Below are 16516 nucleotides of genomic sequence, written 5' to 3'. Positions count from 1 at the left end.
TGCGCGCTCTTCAGGAGCACCATCGATTTCGTCATATGCTTTGAAGTCACCAAACTGTTTGGTGATCGCAGCGGTCAGAGTAGTTTTGCCGTGGTCAACGTGGCCAATTGTGCCGATGTTGACGTGCGGCTTATTACGCTCAAATTTTTCTTTTGCCATCGGATCTCTCCGTTCTCTCTTGAATCCCTTTGACTAATTGTGGTGAGGTTAGGCGTATTTCGCCATAACCTCGTCAGCAACAGCCTGCGGGACTTGGTCGTAATGATCGAACACCATGGAATACTGCGCACGTCCTTGGGACATGGAACGTAGGTTGTTTACGTAGCCAAACATGTTAGCCAGCGGAACCATAGCAGTGATAACGGTCACGACACCGCGGTTTTCGGTACCAGCAATCTGTCCACGACGGGAATTCAGATCACCAATCACGTCACCCATATAGTCTTCTGGAGTGACAACCTCAACCTTCATGATAGGCTCGAGAAGCTTTGGACCTGCTTTAGCCACAGCTTCGCGGAAACCTGCACGACCTGCGATCTCAAACGCGAGCACAGAAGAGTCAACATCGTGGTAAGCACCATCGGTGAGTACCGCTTTAATGTCGACCATCGGGAAGCCAGCGAGTGGACCGGAAGACATGACGGATTCGATACCTTTGGAAACACCAGGGATGTATTCCTTAGGAACGTTACCGCCAACGATCGTGTTATCAAACGCAAAACCTGCACCGATTTCATTCGGCTCGATTGAGAGTTTGATGCGAGCAAACTGACCAGTACCACCGGACTGCTTCTTGTGGGTATAATCCACATCTGCAGGCTTGGTGATGGTCTCACGGTAAGCAACCTGAGGTGCACCGATGTTTGCTTCAACCTTGAATTCACGCTTCATGCGATCAACAAGGATATCCAGGTGAAGTTCACCCATACCAGCAATGATAGTCTGGCCGGATTCTTCATCTGTCTTAACGCGGAAGGACGGATCCTCAGCAGCCAGGCGGTTCAGGGCGATACCCATCTTCTCCTGGTCACCTTTGGTTTTAGGCTCAACAGCGATCTCGATAACCGGATCAGGGAACTCCATGCGCTCCAGGATAACCGGCTTGAGAGGATCACAAAGAGTATCACCAGTGGTGGTGTCCTTCAGGCCTGCGATAGCCACGATGTCGCCTGCGTAAGCTACATCAATGTCATCGCGGGAATTTGAGTGCATCTGCATCATACGACCGACGCGCTCACGCTTACCTTTAACGGTATTCATGACAGAAGAACCTTTTGTCAGAACACCAGAGTAAATACGAGCGAAGGTCAGGGAACCAACGAACGGGTCGTTCATTACCTTAAATGCGAGCATACCGAGTGGCTCTTCGTCAGAAGATTCACGTACGGTTTCTTCTTCAGTCTTAGCGTCGATGCCTTTAATAGCAGGAACTTCAACTGGAGAAGGCAGGTAGTCAACAACTGCGTCGAGCAGAGGCTGAACACCTTTGTTCTTAAATGCGGTACCGCAAAGCACAGGAACGAATTCACCGGCGATGGTACCTTTACGGATCAGCTCCTGAAGCTTTTCAAAGGATGGCTCTTCGCCTTCCAGGTAAGCTTCCATTGCTTCTTCGTCGACTTCAACTGCAGTCTCAACCAGCTTGTCGCGGTATTCAGCAGCCTGGTCAGCAAGGTCAGCAGGAATGTCCAGCTCATCCCAGCTTGCGCCGAGAGCTTCACCATTCCAAACCAGTGCCTTCATCTTCAGCAGATCGATAACACCCTGGAACTCGGACTCAGCGCCGATTGGCAGCTGCAGGCAGAGTGGGGTCGCGCCAAGACGCTTCTCGATCATTTCTACACAGCGGAAGAAATCAGCACCGAGCTTGTCCATCTTGTTGACGAAGATCATGCGTGGAACGTTGTACTTGTCAGCCTGACGCCATACGGTCTCAGTCTGAGGTTCAACACCAGCATTCGCATCCAGAAGAGCAACAGCGCCATCAAGCACACGCAGGGAACGCTCAACTTCAATGGTGAAGTCAACGTGGCCTGGGGTGTCAATGATGTTCAGGCGCTTGTCGTTCCAGAACGCAGTGGTAGCAGCAGAGGTAATGGTAATACCACGCTCCTGCTCCTGCTCCATCCAGTCCATGGTAGCAGCACCATCATGAACTTCACCGATTTTGTGGGACTTACCTGTGTAGTACAGAATACGTTCTGTAGTAGTCGTCTTACCAGCATCAATGTGTGCCATGATGCCGAAGTTACGGTAGTCCTCAATTTTGTGCGAACGTGACATAGCGTCAGCCTCTATCTAGACAGATTACCAACGATAGTGCGAGAACGCACGGTTAGCTTCAGCCATCCGGTGGGTGTCTTCGCGCTTCTTAACGGAGTTACCACGGTTGTTAGCTGCATCAAGCAGTTCGCCGGAAAGACGACCAACCATTGTGGTTTCGTTACGACCGCGAGCTGCAGAAATCAGCCAGCGGATAGCAAGTGCCTGACGACGTTCTGCGCGAACTTCGACTGGAACCTGATAGGTTGCACCACCAACACGACGGGAGCGAACTTCTACCTGTGGCATAACGTTTTCGAGCGCCTGATGGAACATCTCGAGTGGGTTAGCCTTAGCTTTAGCTTCGATCGCGTCGAATGCACCGTATACGATGCGTTCTGCAGTGGATTTTTTACCATCGAGCATTACTGCGTTCATGAACTTAGTAACGATGATGTCTCCGAACTTTGGATCCGGAATAACTTGGCGCTTTTCAGCGGCGTGACGGCGGGACATATCGGTCTATATCCTATTATTTCGGACGCTTAGCGCCATACTTGGAACGACGCTGTTTACGATCTTTAACACCCTGGGTGTCAAGAACGCCGCGGATGATGTGGTAACGAACACCTGGCAAATCCTTTACACGACCACCACGGATCATGACAACGGAGTGCTCTTGCAGGTTGTGACCTTCACCCGGAATGTAACCAATAACTTCGAAACCGTTGGTGAGACGGATCTTAGCCACTTTACGAAGCGCTGAGTTTGGCTTCTTAGGAGTGGTGGTATAAACGCGAGTACACACGCCGCGCTTCTGCGGGCATGCTTCCATCGCTGGAACTTTGTTCCGCTTCGCCGGCACCTGGCGCGGCTTGCGGATCAACTGGTTGATCGTTGGCATAATTTGCCCTTTAACTACTTTTGCTCTTCGACCGGACGCAGTTTCTGGTAGACATACGCACGCGCACCAAGTCCACGAACAAAACATCCGCGGAGGGCGCTGCGAAACCAGAGGACCACGGACAGGTCCGCGGTCTTGCATTCGACTTGTATTCGCCTTTGAACCCGACAGCTTTAAGCTTCAGTACTCCGAGGCGAGGCGCCTCAGGAGAAGGACATTGCTTACTGCCTGCCATAAGGTTGCGCGGAAACTACTCATCAAGACACTGTTCGTCAAGTCCCTTCCAAGAGATTCTTGGCCGAAGACTCTCAGATTCATGCGGTGTATCCCAAGATTCAGGCAATTTCAGCTATTTCCTCGCAAAAGACCCCAAAATTTGGAAGCGCTTAAGTGTTCATTTCAGTTTGACTCTGAAGATTAAAAGGAAGTTAAGCACATCCCTACTCTGACTCATCGTCACCTGCCCAAGCCATTTGATTCTTATGGCTTTAACCGGATTTCAATTAGCCACTTAAGTGCAAATACTGCACCGACAACACACCGCCCTGCCCCTCTCCCCCAAACACAAAAAAGGAGAGGTCACCCTCTCCTTTTCAAAAATCCCAAGTCGGATCGATCACATCACTTAAAAGCGTAGGCCCGGCACACCTTAGAAGGTGATGACGGAGACGTTGCCAGCCAGTGCATCTTTGTAAGGCTGCACGAAGAACTCTTCCTCCGGAACCTCAGTGATATATCCGAGCTGATCCAGAGCTGCATCCGCATACCCCTGTTCACCCAGCGCTTCCACTGCACGGCGAACGGCACCATCATCATCCGGTGCAGTCACCATGACGTGGAATGGAACACCATCTTCTTCTTCGCCGTCTTCCTCTTTCCAGGCACGACCCATAATCAGGTAGACAACTGGAGGAGTGTCTTCGCCGTTTTCGATTTCGTTCAGATCAGACATCTTATTTCCTTCATCGCGGATCGGCTTATTCATCTAAATCGCCAATCACGCATCAAAATGGAAAAGCCGCCCCGAAGGGCGGCTTCACCGGAATTGTATTTTACCGAACCATTAGAACTGTTCGCCGCGGCTGAAATCTTCCAGCATGGAGTCCGCAGTGTTTGCAGTTGAAGCTGCACGGCGGGCATCCTGAATGAGATCATCACGCAGGGTCGCAATCTTGCGAGTGCGGTTCATCGCTCCGCCTGTACCCGCTGGGATCAGACGACCAACGATTACGTTCTCTTTCAGACCATCCAGTGGATCGATCTTACCGAAGACAGCTGCCTCGGTCAGAACGCGAGTTGTCTCCTGGAACGATGCAGCAGAGAAGAACGAACGAGTCTGCAAGCTTGCTTTGGTGATACCCAGCAGAACTGGAACACCCTTAGCAGGGTCACGTGCATTATCGATTGCACGCTGGTTTGCTTCTTCGAAGTCGATCTTATCAACCTGCTCACCAGAGAAGAACTCTGTCTCGCCTGGATCGGTGATCTCAACTTTCTGGAGCATCTGACGAACAATCACTTCGATGTGCTTGTCGTTAATGCCCACGCCCTGCAGACGGTAAACTTCCTGGATCTCGTTGACGAGGAAGGCAGCCAGTGCCTCAACGCCCTTAATCGCCAGAATGTCATGCGGTGCCGGATTACCGTCGATCAGGTATTCACCCTTCTCGATGGTGTCACCTTCCTGCAGGTGGAAGTGCTTGTTCTTTGGAATGAGGTACTCAACAGGCTCCAGGCTCTCATCGGTAGGATCGATGATGATACGGCGCTTGTTTTTGTAGTCTCGGCCAAAGCGGATCGTACCGTCGGTCTCAGCGATAATCGCGTGATCCTTCGGACGACGTGCTTCGAACAGTTCCGCAACACGTGGCAGACCACCGGTAATGTCTTTCGTCTTCGCAGATTCCAGAGGAATACGTGCAAGAACGTCACCAGCAGAAACCATGTCGCCCGGCTGAACGGACAGAATTGCGTCAACGGAGAGCAGAGAACGTGCATCGCCACCGCGAGCCAGTTTCTTGATCTTACCGTTTTCGTCCTGAACAACCATCGCAGGTTTCAGATCAGCACTACGCTGAGCAGAACGCCAGTCGATGACCACACGCTTGGTGATACCGGTCGCCTCATCGGCGGTTTCCTGAACAGATGCACCATCCACCAGATCTTCGAAGCCTACACGACCGGAAACTTCGGTCAGGATCGGACGGGTGTATGGATCCCATTCGGAAATACGGTCACCACGCTTGATGGTGTCGCCTTCGTCAACGAAGACCTTACCACCGTAAGTCAGACGGTGAGAAGAACGCTCGTTGCCGTCACTGTCGACAATCACAACAGACATGTTACGTGCCATGACGATGTTGTTGCCGTCAGAGTCGCGAACTACGTTGCGGTTACGGATTGTCACAGTACCTTCGAAGTTGGATTCGATGAAGGAGCTGTCAACAACCTGTGCCGTACCACCAATGTGGAACGTACGCATGGTCAGCTGAGTACCAGGCTCACCAATGGACTGCGCAGCGATAACACCAACAGCCTCACCGATGTTTACCGGAGTACCACGTGCAAGATCACGGCCATAACAGGTCGCACATACACCGGTCTTGGTTTCACAGGTCAGCACAGAGCGGATCTTGACCATCTGAACCTTGGCAGCTTCAATCTGCTCAACGTCCTTCTCGTCAATCAAACGTCCCTTAGGAACGATCACTTCACCGGTCTTGTTGTTGACCACGTCTTCTGCAGCCGTACGGCCCAGAACACGCATACCAAGAGTCGCGATCACGTTACCAGCATCAACGATTGGCTGAACGGTGATGCCACCTTCGGAACCACAGTCAACTTCAAGAATGATGCTGTCCTGTGCCACGTCAACCAGACGACGGGTCAGGTAACCGGAGTTCGCAGTCTTCAACGCCGTATCGGCAAGACCCTTACGGGCACCGTGGGTGGAGTTGAAGTACTCGAGAACCGACAGACCTTCTTTAAAGTTCGCGATAATCGGGTTTTCGATGATGGAGCCGTCCGGCTTCGCCATCAGACCACGCATACCACCGAGCTGCTTCATCTGTGCTGGAGAACCACGAGCACCGGAGTGAGCCATCATGTAAACAGAGTTCATCTGCTTCTGACGACCTGTGTCCTCTTCGAACTCGGTCGCAGAGATGCGGCCCATCATTTCATCAGCAACTTTGTCGGTACATTTCGCCCAGGCGTCAACAACCTTGTTGTATTTCTCGCCCTGGGTGATCAGACCGTCATTGTACTGCTGCTCGTATTCAGCAACCATCGCCGCGGTGTCATCAACCAGCTTCGCCTTGGTGCCAGGGATAACCATGTCATCCTTACCGAAGGAGATACCGGCGCGACATGCGTTCTTGAAGCCCAGCTGCATGACGCGGTCACAGAAGATGACTGTCTCTTTCTGACCACAAGCACGGTAAACCGTGTCGATCATCTTAGAGATTTCTTTCTTCGTCATCAGCTTGTTACAGACGTCGAACGGAACTTCGAAGTGCTTAGGCAGCAGCTCTGCAATCATCAGACGACCTGGAGTGGTCTCATAGATTTCAGAGGTTGGGTTGCCCAGCTCATCAACAGTCTTGAAGCGGCCACGGATCTTGGAGTGAACAGTGATAACACCGTTCTCAAGCGCGTGATGCAGCTCACCCATGTTACCGAAGGCCATGCCTTCTCCTGGCTCACCTTCTGCATGATGGACAGATAGTAGAGACCAAGAACAATATCCTGAGACGGCACGATGATCGGACCACCGTTCGCCGGGTGCAGAATGTTGTTGGTAGACATCATGAGGGTACGGGCTTCAAGCTGCGCTTCCAGAGAAAGCGGAACGTGAACAGCCATCTGGTCACCATCGAAGTCAGCGTTAAACGCGGAACAGACGAGCGGGTGCAGCTGGATTGCCTTACCTTCAATCAGGGTTGGTTCGAATGCCTGAATACCAAGACGGTGAAGCGTAGGTGCACGGTTCAGAAGAACTGGGTGCTCACGGATCACTTCATCAAGGATATCCCAAACTTCCGGACGCTCTTTTTCAACTAGCTTCTTCGCCTGTTTAACAGTGGAAGAATAACCCTTCGCGTCAAGACGGGAGTAGATGAACGGCTTGAACAGCTCAAGCGCCATCTTCTTAGGCAGACCACACTGGTGCAGCTTCAGTTCAGGACCCACGGTAATAACGGAACGACCGGAGTAGTCCACGCGCTTACCAAGAAGGTTCTGACGGAAACGACCCTGCTTACCCTTCAGCATGTCTGAGAGGGACTTCAGAGGACGCTTGTTTGCACCCTGGATCACACGGCCACGACGACCGTTGTCGAACAGCGCATCCACGGACTCCTGAAGCATACGCTTTTCGTTACGGATAATGATATCCGGCGCGCGCAGTTCAATGAGACGCTTCAGACGGTTGTTACGGTTGATCACACGACGATAAAGATCGTTCAAGTCAGACGTCGCAAAACGGCCACCGTCCAGTGGAACCAGCGGACGAAGATCCGGTGGAATGACTGGAACAACAGTCAGGATCATCCATTCAGGACGGTTTCCGGACTCGATGAACGCCTCAACAACCTTCAGACGCTTCGCCAGTTTCTTAGGCTTCAGCTCAGTGGTTGCTTCTGCGATTTCCTGACGGATCTTTTCAGATTCACGCTGCAGATCCATGCTTGCAAGGATCTCGCGGATCGCTTCAGCACCAATCATCGCAGTGAAGCTGTCTTCACCGTATTCGTCCTGAGCAGCAACATACTCTTCTTCAGAAAGCAGCTGACGCAGCTTCAAAGGAGTAAGGCCTGGCTCAATAACAACGTAGTTCTCGAAGTACAGGATGCGCTCAAGATCCTTAAGCGTCATATCCAGCAGCATGCCGATACGGGATGGCAGCGACTTCAGGAACCAGATATGCGCAACAGGAGCAGCAAGCTCAATGTGGCCCATACGTTCACGGCGTACACGGGACAAGGTGACTTCAACGCCACACTTCTCACAGATAACGCCTTTATATTTCATGCGCTTATACTTACCGCACAAGCACTCATAGTCCTTGATAGGACCGAAAATCCGAGCACAGAACAGCCCGTCGCGCTCTGGCTTGAAAGTTCTGTAGTTGATCGTCTCCGGCTTTTTGATCTCACCGAACGACCAGGACAGAATTTTCTCCGGGCTGGCGATCGAGATGCGGATATGATCGAAGGTCTGTGCGGGAGCCTGTTGATTGAACAGGTTCATGACCTCTTGCGACATCAGCTCTCTCCTAAAATGCGCGGTTTGGGGAGCGTGCTAGTTAGCAGGCTCCCCTCTTCCGGCATGAATACATGACTTACAGCGAAATACCTTGAAAGGTCCTATTCCGCGGCATCGATTGCTTCAGCGTCATCATTGGTCGAATGACGCGGTTCCTTATCCTGCAACTCGACATTGAGGCCCAGGGAACGCATTTCCTTGACGAGAACGTTGAAGCTCTCCGGAATGCCCGCCTCGAATGTGTCGTCACCCCGGACGATTGCTTCGTAAACCTTGGTACGACCAGCCACGTCATCAGACTTAACTGTGAGCATTTCCTGCAAGGTGTACGCTGCGCCATAAGCTTCAAGCGCCCACACTTCCATCTCACCGAAGCGCTGACCACCGAACTGTGCCTTACCACCCAGCGGCTGCTGAGTAACAAGAGAGTAAGGTCCGATAGAACGCGCGTGGATCTTGTCGTCAACCAGGTGGTGAAGCTTGAGCATGTAGATGTAACCAACAGTGACCTGACGGTCGAACTGCTCACCGGTACGTCCGTCAAACAGAGTTGACTGACCGGATGGCTTCATCTCAGCAATGTTCAGCATGTCAACAACGTCTGGCTCACGTGCACCATCGAAGACCGGAGTCGCGATGGAAACGCCATGACGCAGCTGCTCACCAAGTTTCGCAATGCCTTCGTCGTCGTATTCTTTAACCGGCTCACCCTTCAGGTTATCGCCGTAGATTTCGACAACTTTGCCACGGAGCTGTTCGATCTCGCCAGACTTACGATATTCATCGTAAAGCTCACCGATCTTCTGCCCCATGCCGGCACAAGCCCAGCCAAGGTGCGTTTCAAGAATCTGACCAACGTTCATACGGGACGGCACGCCCAGTGGGTTCAGAACAATGTCCACGTGCTGACCATCCTCGAGGAATGGCATGTCTTCACATGGGTTGATCTTGGAGACCACACCTTTGTTACCGTGACGACCAGCCATCTTATCGCCTGGCTGAATCTTACGCTTAACCGCAACGAAGACCTTAACCATCTTCATTACGCCAGGTGGCAATTCATCACCACGCTGCAGCTTCTCAACCTTGTCGATGAAGCGCTGCTCAAGACGCTTACGGCTCTCGTCATAAGAACCACGAAGCGCTTCCAGCTCGCTCATCAGCTGCTCGTCTTCGACAGCAAACTGCCACCACTGAGAACGTGGGAACTCGTTCAGAACGTTTCCGTCGATCTCAACACCCTTGCGGAAGTTCTTCGGACCACCAACAGCCACATGACCCATGATCATCTCAGCCAGACGGCCATAGACGTTACGGTCAAGAATTGCCTGTTCGTCGTCACGGTCTTTCGCAAGACGTTCGATCTCTTCGCGTTCGATAGCCATTGCGCGTTCGTCTTTTTCAACGCCGTGGCGGTTGAATACACGAACTTCAACAACAGTACCGACAACACCTGGAGACAGACGCAGAGATGTGTCACGAACGTCAGAAGCTTTCTCACCGAAGATCGCACGCAGAAGTTTTTCTTCTGGTGTCATCGGGCTTTCGCCCTTTGGAGTGATCTTACCAACGAGAATGTCGCCTGGTTTCACCTCAGCACCAACATACACGATGCCAGCTTCGTCGAGGTTCTTCAGCGCTTCTTCAGAAACGTTAGGAATATCGCGAGTGATTTCTTCAGGGCCAAGCTTCGTATCACGTGCCATCACTTCGAATTCTTCGAGGTGGATGGAGGTGAATACGTCATCACGAACGATGCGCTCGGACAGAAGGATGGAATCCTCGAAGTTGTAGCCGTTCCAAGGCATGAACGCGACCATAACGTTACGGCCAAGCGCCAGATCACCCAGATCGGTCGAAGGACCGTCTGCAATGATATCGCCCTTGCGAACCCGGTCACCCACGTTCACCAGCGGACGCTGGTTGATACAGGTGTCCTGGTTGGAACGCTGGAACTTCATCAGGCGGTAGATGTCTACGCCAGACTTGGAAGGATCCAGATCTTCCGTTGCACGAATAACGATACGTGTTGCATCAACCTGGTCAACCACACCGCCGCGACGTGCGCCGATAGCAGCACCAGAGTCACGAGCAACGATTGGTTCCATACCAGTACCAACAAATGGAGCCTGCGCACGAACGAGCGGCACAGCCTGACGCATCATGTTGGAGCCCATCAGTGCGCGGTTCGCATCATCGTTCTCAAGGAACGGAATGAGCGACGCAGCAACGGAAACCAGCTGCTTCGGAGACACATCCATCAGATCAACGCGGTCAGAGGTGACCAAGATGTTTTCACCTGCGTGACGACACTGAACCAGGTCGTTCACGAAGCTACCATCTTCGTTCATCTCAGCGTTTGCCTGAGAAACGTAGTACTTGCTCTCTTCCATAGCGGAGAGATAGACAACGTCCTTGGTCACTTTACCGTCGATCACGCGGCGGTATGGGCTTTCAATGAAGCCATACTTGTTCACACGCGCAAAAGTCGCCAGTGAGTTGATCAGACCAATGTTCGGACCTTCCGGTGTCTCAATCGGACAGATACGACCGTAGTGAGTTGGGTGAACGTCGCGAACCTCAAAGCCTGCGCGTTCACGGGTCAAACCACCTGGGCCAAGCGCTGAGAGACGACGCTTATGCGTGACTTCAGAGAGTGGGTTGGTCTGGTCCATGAACTGGGACAGCTGGGAAGAACCGAAGAACTCGCGCACAGCAGCCGCAGCAGGTTTTGCGTTGATCAGGTCCTGAGGCATCACAGTGTCGATCTCAACAGAGCTCATACGCTCCTTGATCGCACGTTCCATGCGCAGCAGGCCAACACGGTACTGGTTTTCCATCAGTTCGCCAACAGAACGAACACGACGGTTGCCAAGGTTGTCGATGTCATCGATTTCGCCGCGACCATCACGCAGGTCAAGCAGCAGGCCGATAACAGACAGGATGTCTTCCTTACGCAGAACACGAACAGTGTCTTCACACTCAAGGTCAAGACGCATGTTCATCTTCACGCGACCAACAGCGGACAGGTCGTAGCGCTCAGCATCGAAGAACAGAGACTGGAACATAGCCTCAGCTGTTTCGAGGGTTGGCGGCTCACCAGGACGCATCACGCGGTAGATGTCAAACAGAGCACCTTCGCGGCTGTCGTTCTTGTCGGCTGCAAGTGTGTTACGGATGTAAGGACCAACGTTAACGTAGTCGATATCCAGAACAGGAAGATCGTGGTAGCCACGCTCGATCAGCTCGTGGAGCAGCTTTTCAGTCAGCTCTTCACCAGCTTCAGCGTAGATCTCACCGGTACCCATGTCGACAATGTCTTCAGCAAGGTACTGGCCGTACAGATCCTCATCAGTGCCCTTCAGAGACTTAACGCCCTTTTCAGTCAGCTGACGGATTGTACGAGCGGTAATTTTCTTACCAGCTTCTACAACCACTTCACCAGAAGCAGCATCAACCATGTCGTTGACGGCTTTGGTGCCCTTCAAACGAGCGCCATCAAACGGAACAGACCAGCTGTTCTCGCCGGAGCGAACGTAATCGATACGCTTGTAGAAGGTGTTCAGGATGTCTTCGCTGTCCAGACCAAGCGCCATCAGCAGGGATGTCACTGGGATCTTACGACGGCGGTCGATACGTGCGTGGACAATGTCCTTCGCATCGAATTCGATGTCGAGCCAGGAACCACGGTAAGGAATCACACGTGCGGCAAACAGCAGCTTACCGGAAGAGTGGGTCTTACCTTTGTCATGGTCGAAGAATACACCCGGGGAACGGTGCATCTGAGACACGATAACGCGCTCTGTACCATTGATCACAAAGGTACCGTTATCGGTCATGAACGGAATATCGCCCATGTAGACATCTTGTTCTTTGATGTCTTTAACCGATTTTGCGCCAGTATCTTCATCCACATCAAACACGATGAGGCGAAGCGTCAGCTTCAGTGGCGCAGCGTAAGTCATGTCACGCTGGCGGCACTCTTCCACATCATACTTTGGTGCTTCAAATTCGTAATCTACGAATTCAAGAAGGGAATTGCCTGCAAAATCCGAAATGGGGAATACGGACTTAAATACGGCCTCTAGGCCTTCGTCAACGCGGCTATCTTCTACCTTATCAACTTGCAAGAATTGGTCATAAGACGCCTTCTGCACTTCGATAAGATTTGGCATAGCCGCTACATCGCGGATGGATCCGAAGTATTTACGGACCCGCTTGCGACCGTTGAACGTCTGCGTCATTGTCGCTCCTCGTATCACTCAAGGTGACGGTTCAGAAAAACGACGCCCTGCACATGACAGAAAACGTAGCTTCTCAGAACCGTCCACTAAAGGCACCTTGCGGCACCCACCCCCGTCGGGACGTTTACCCCGGCCGGGAAACCCGCCAGGGTACGGAAAAGGTCCCGGATCGCTCCGGGACCAATATCTGAAGAACTCAGGATTACTTGAGTTCTACTTTTGCACCAGCTTCTTCGAGCTTCTTTTTCAGCTCTTCAGCTTCGTCTTTTGCTACGCCTTCTTTAACTGGCTTTGGAGCGCCTTCTACGAGCTCTTTAGCTTCTTTCAGGCCAAGACCGGTGATCGCACGTACTTCTTTAATTACGTTGATCTTCTTCGCGCCAGCGTCAGCCAGGACAACGTCGAATTCAGTCTTTTCTTCAGCAGCAGCAGCTTCGCCGCCAGCAACAGCAGCAACAGCTACAGGAGCAGCAGCGGAAACGCCCCACTCTTCTTCGAGCATTTTGGACAGCTCAGCAGCTTCCATAACGGTCAGTGCAGAGAGTTCTTCTACGATCTTTGCGAGATCAGCCATTTTTCAGTACCTTGTTGTTCGAACCGTTTTCGGTTTTGACAAAAATTGTGTGGTTCCGCCTTACGCGGCTTGGTCCTTCTCGGCGTACGCATTGAAGACGCGAGCAAGCTGCCCGGCCGGTGCGCTTGTAACCTGAGCGATACGGGAAGCTGGGGTCTGGATCATTCCAACCAGCTTGCCACGAAGCTCGTCCAGAGACGGCATCGTTGCCAGTGCGTTAACACCAGCAGTGTCCAGGTTAGTTGAACCAAGAGCACCACCAAGGATTACGAAGTCTTCGTTAGCCTTAGCGAAGTTAGCAGCAGCCTTAGGCGCAGCAACTGGATCATCGGAATAAACGATGACAGTTGGGCCTTTGAACAGGTCGCTGATGTGCTCGAGTTCAGTGCCTTGAAGGGCAAGCTTGACAAGACGGTTTTTAGCAACCTTTACGGTGCCGCCAGCTTCACGAGCATCAGCACGCAGCTGAGTCATCTGAGAAACTGAAAGGCCCGCATAGTGCGCAACGACAGCAACACCAGTGTTAGACAACACTTCGTTGAAATCGCTGACGAACTTTTGCTTATCCGCTCTTTCCACTTGCCTTCTCCAGTTGGCAGCAATTCTCATTGCCGCCGGTTTGCCTTTGCCGCATCAAAATTGGGTTAAACCCAACCTCGACAACGACGATTAGGGTCCTGTCCCCTTACGCGCCGGAGAGACGCAGCAAGGCAATTTGGTTCGAACCGCAAGGTTGAAGTGCAAGTGTGCATATCAACCAAATCAGTTCTTCTCCATCTATGCAGGCCTTTCTTAGCGAAAACTTAAACCAACGAATGTTGGCACCTGCAGTCTCGGACAGGGATGCCGAAGGACCATAACAGTCTTTCAGCGGTAAAACCTCCCACATAAAAGCGGGAGGTAACTCTTATAGGCGAGGTGTTTACTCGGTAATGGAGCCGAGTTCAACCTTTACGCCTGGTCCCATCGTGGATGAAAGTGCTACGCGCTTAACGTAGGTACCTTTCGCACCAGATGGCTTAGCTTTGATCACTGCATCAACGAGAGCTTTTACGTTCTCTTCCAGCTTGGAAGCTTCAAAGGAAGCTTTGCCAACGCCAGCGTGGATGATACCAGCTTTTTCAACGCGGAACTGTACAGAACCACCTTTAGCGTCTTTAACAGCCTTGGTCACGTCTGGGGTCACAGTGCCAACCTTAGGGTTTGGCATCATGCCGCGTGGGCCAAGAACCTTACCAAGACGACCAACCAGTGGCATCATGTCAGGTGTTGCGATCACGGTGTCGAAGTTGATGGTACCACCCTGAACTTCTTTAACCAGCTCTTCTGCACCAACGATGTCAGCGCCAGCAGCTTTAGCTTCGTCAGCTTTCGCATCACGAGCAAATACTGCAACGCGTACGGTTTTACCGGTACCGTTTGGCAGAACACATGCACCACGAACCATCTGGTCAGCGTGACGTGGGTCAACACCAAGGTTGATTGCAACTTCAACAGTCTCGTCAAACTTCGCAGTGGAGTTGGACTTGATCAGCTCGAGAGCTTCGCTAACTGCGTACTCTTTGTTGCGATCTACACCTTCGCGAGCAGCTTTAATGCGCTTACCTACTTTAGCCATGATCTATTACTCCGTAACTTCCACACCCATGGAACGGGCGGAGCCTTCGATCATCAGCATTGCTGCTTCGACGTCGTTAGCGTTGAGGTCTTTCATCTTAGCTTCAGCGATCTCACGAACCTGAGCTTTAGTGATGGACGCAACAGTACCGCGACCAGGTGTCTGAGAGCCAGACTTGATCTTAGCAGCTTTCTTGATGAAGAAAGAAGCTGGAGCAGTCTTGATCTCAAATGTGAAAGACTTATCGGAATAATAAGTGATGGTGGTTGGGCAAGGAGCACCCTTCTCAACATCCTGGGTCTTAGCGTTAAACGCCTTACAGAATTCCATGATGTTCAGACCGCGCTGACCCAGCGCAGGACCAATTGGTGGGGATGGTGTAGCAGAACCTGCTGGCACCTGAAGCTTTAGATAGCCTTCAATCTTTTTCGCCATAATTCTCTCCAGAATGGATCTGTGAAGTCACCAAGGGCGCTTCACTGGATAAGAGAGCGGGCGGTCTGGCTTCCGGCACACTGACGAAAGTGCGCCTCACCTGCCGCCCCAACCCGGACTTAACCGACTTTGTCGACCTGTCCGTATTCAAGCTCAACCGGGGTAGCCCGGCCGAAGATGGACACAGTCACTTTCAGACGTGCCCGTTCCTCATCGACTTCCTCGACAAGACCAGAGAAGGAAGCAAACGGGCCATCGCTGACGCGAACCTGCTCACCAACTTCAAAGCTGACAGAAGGTTTCGGAGTTTCGACACCTTCCTGAACCTGATTAAGAATACGCTGCGCCTCAGCCTCAGAAATCGGCATTGGCTTCTTGTCGTTACCAAGGAAGCCGGAAACTTTCGGCGTATCGTTGATCAGGTGATAAGCATCATCGCTCATTTCCATCTTCACCAGAACGTAGCCTGGGAAGAACTTGCGCTCGGAATCAACCTTGCGACCGCGACGTACTTCTACGAATTTCTCGGTCGGAACCAGAACTTCGTCAAATGAATCTTCAAGACCCTGCTGCTGAGCTCTTTCTTTAATCGCTTCAGCAACTTTACGCTCGAAATTCGAATAAGCGTGAACAATATACCAGCGCTTAGCCATCTTAAATCCTGTTCCTACTAGAATTGCCTGAAATGCTATTAAAAGCCAAGCACTAGGCTGATACCCCAGCTCATCAGCTGGTCAGCAGCAAGAAAGAACATCGCCGCCAGGAAAACCATGATGAAAACCATCAGCGTGGTCACACCAGTTTCCTTACGCGTCGGCCAAGTTACCTTCGCAGTTTCCGAACGAACTTGCTGGATAAATGTAAAAGGATTGGTTTTTGCCATCCGGTCCCGGCCCATTACACGACAGGTGGGCGCGTAGATTCTTCCACGCGCCCTATCCCTGAAAAACTCTTCATATGCCACCAACTTCGATTAATCAAGATTTTTCTCGATAAGAAGAGATGGCAGGGGCAGCAGGGCTCGAACCCGCGACCTACGGTTTTGGAGACCGTCGCTCTACCAACTGAGCTATACCCCTACAATGTCCCGTTCGGGACAAAAACCTTTTCCTACCAACAAAGCGTTTCGTCGGAAGGAACCGTGCCGCAATACACACCGCGGCACGATATGTAAAGACTTAAAAAGTCTTTATTCGATGATTTCAGCTACCACA

The 16516-nt window shown here is 51.9% G+C and carries 12 protein-coding genes, 1 tRNA gene and 1 pseudogene; all 14 read right to left on the bottom strand.

Annotated elements, in window-relative coordinates:
• Nucleotides 1–159, bottom strand: a 159-nt coding sequence (locus JCM12308_RS28095) for a GTP-binding protein (RefSeq protein ID WP_244272040.1), incomplete at its 3' end; no start/stop codon positions are given.
• Between the two features lie 48 nt (nt 160–207).
• The gene (gene fusA / locus JCM12308_RS26815) at nt 208–2283 is read right to left on the bottom strand and encodes an elongation factor G (RefSeq protein ID WP_014286299.1); all 2076 of its coding nucleotides are present in this window, start codon (nt 2281–2283) and stop codon (nt 208–210) included.
• A 24-nt stretch (nt 2284–2307) separates the two neighbouring features.
• Entirely contained in the window at nt 2308–2778 is a 471-nt protein-coding gene (gene rpsG, locus JCM12308_RS26810) for a 30S ribosomal protein S7 (RefSeq protein ID WP_008547975.1), read from the bottom strand.
• Nucleotides 2779–2794: 16 nt separating this feature from the next.
• Nucleotides 2795–3166: a 30S ribosomal protein S12 gene (gene rpsL, locus JCM12308_RS26805; protein ID WP_008548005.1), complete on the bottom strand. Its 372-nt coding sequence runs from the start codon at nt 3164–3166 to the stop codon at nt 2795–2797.
• A gap of 649 nt (nt 3167–3815) precedes the next feature.
• Nucleotides 3816–4151 (bottom strand): hypothetical protein, encoded by a 336-nt coding sequence (locus JCM12308_RS26800; RefSeq protein WP_054785688.1) that lies wholly within the window; start codon nt 4149–4151, stop codon nt 3816–3818.
• Nucleotides 4152–4229: 78 nt separating this feature from the next.
• A pseudogene (gene rpoC, locus JCM12308_RS26795) lies at nt 4230–8431 on the bottom strand (DNA-directed RNA polymerase subunit beta').
• A 101-nt stretch (nt 8432–8532) separates the two neighbouring features.
• Entirely contained in the window at nt 8533–12675 is a 4143-nt protein-coding gene (gene rpoB, locus JCM12308_RS26790; RefSeq protein ID WP_008547999.1) for a DNA-directed RNA polymerase subunit beta, read from the bottom strand.
• Between the two features lie 202 nt (nt 12676–12877).
• Nucleotides 12878–13249: a 50S ribosomal protein L7/L12 gene (gene rplL, locus JCM12308_RS26785; RefSeq protein WP_008547926.1), complete on the bottom strand. Its 372-nt coding sequence runs from the start codon at nt 13247–13249 to the stop codon at nt 12878–12880.
• 60 nt (nt 13250–13309) lie between these two features.
• On the bottom strand, nt 13310–13828 hold the full coding sequence (gene rplJ / locus JCM12308_RS26780) for a 50S ribosomal protein L10 (protein ID WP_014286303.1): 519 nt from the start codon (nt 13826–13828) through the stop codon (nt 13310–13312).
• A 343-nt stretch (nt 13829–14171) separates the two neighbouring features.
• Nucleotides 14172–14867 carry a 50S ribosomal protein L1 gene (rplA, locus tag JCM12308_RS26775; protein WP_008547898.1) on the bottom strand — a complete coding sequence of 232 codons (696 nt, stop codon included), beginning with the start codon at nt 14865–14867 and terminating at the stop codon, nt 14172–14174.
• A 6-nt stretch (nt 14868–14873) separates the two neighbouring features.
• Complete coding sequence (gene rplK, locus JCM12308_RS26770) at nt 14874–15302, bottom strand: 50S ribosomal protein L11 (protein WP_008547769.1); 429 nt, start codon at nt 15300–15302, stop codon at nt 14874–14876.
• Between the two features lie 119 nt (nt 15303–15421).
• Nucleotides 15422–15955: a transcription termination/antitermination protein NusG gene (gene nusG / locus JCM12308_RS26765; protein ID WP_008548007.1), complete on the bottom strand. Its 534-nt coding sequence runs from the start codon at nt 15953–15955 to the stop codon at nt 15422–15424.
• A gap of 38 nt (nt 15956–15993) precedes the next feature.
• Nucleotides 15994–16185: a preprotein translocase subunit SecE gene (secE, locus tag JCM12308_RS26760; protein ID WP_008547777.1), complete on the bottom strand. Its 192-nt coding sequence runs from the start codon at nt 16183–16185 to the stop codon at nt 15994–15996.
• A gap of 120 nt (nt 16186–16305) precedes the next feature.
• A tRNA-Trp gene (locus JCM12308_RS26755) sits at nt 16306–16381 on the bottom strand.
• Nucleotides 16382–16516: the final 135 nt, after the last annotated feature.

The organism is Pseudovibrio denitrificans JCM 12308, from assembly GCF_001310815.1.
GTDB classification, from domain to species: domain Bacteria; phylum Pseudomonadota; class Alphaproteobacteria; order Rhizobiales; family Stappiaceae; genus Pseudovibrio; species Pseudovibrio denitrificans.
This window is presented reverse-complemented; position numbering and strand designations above follow the sequence as displayed.

Bases quoted from the DNA above. Each gene is read 5' to 3' on its own strand.
- fusA (WP_014286299.1), bottom strand. From the start codon at position 2,283: ATGTCACGTTCGCACAAAATTGAGGACTACCGTAACTTCGGCATCATG.
- rpsG (WP_008547975.1), bottom strand. From the start codon at position 2,778: ATGTCCCGCCGTCACGCCGCTGAAAAGCGCCAAGTTATTCCGGATCCA.
- rpsL (WP_008548005.1), bottom strand. From the start codon at position 3,166: ATGCCAACGATCAACCAGTTGATCCGCAAGCCGCGCCAGGTGCCGGCG.
- JCM12308_RS26800 (WP_054785688.1), bottom strand. From the start codon at position 4,151: ATGAATAAGCCGATCCGCGATGAAGGAAATAAGATGTCTGATCTGAAC.
- rpoB (WP_008547999.1), bottom strand. From the start codon at position 12,675: ATGACGCAGACGTTCAACGGTCGCAAGCGGGTCCGTAAATACTTCGGA.
- rplL (WP_008547926.1), bottom strand. From the start codon at position 13,249: ATGGCTGATCTCGCAAAGATCGTAGAAGAACTCTCTGCACTGACCGTT.
- rplA (WP_008547898.1), bottom strand. From the start codon at position 14,867: ATGGCTAAAGTAGGTAAGCGCATTAAAGCTGCTCGCGAAGGTGTAGAT.
- rplK (WP_008547769.1), bottom strand. From the start codon at position 15,302: ATGGCGAAAAAGATTGAAGGCTATCTAAAGCTTCAGGTGCCAGCAGGT.
- nusG (WP_008548007.1), bottom strand. From the start codon at position 15,955: ATGGCTAAGCGCTGGTATATTGTTCACGCTTATTCGAATTTCGAGCGT.
- secE (WP_008547777.1), bottom strand. From the start codon at position 16,185: ATGGCAAAAACCAATCCTTTTACATTTATCCAGCAAGTTCGTTCGGAA.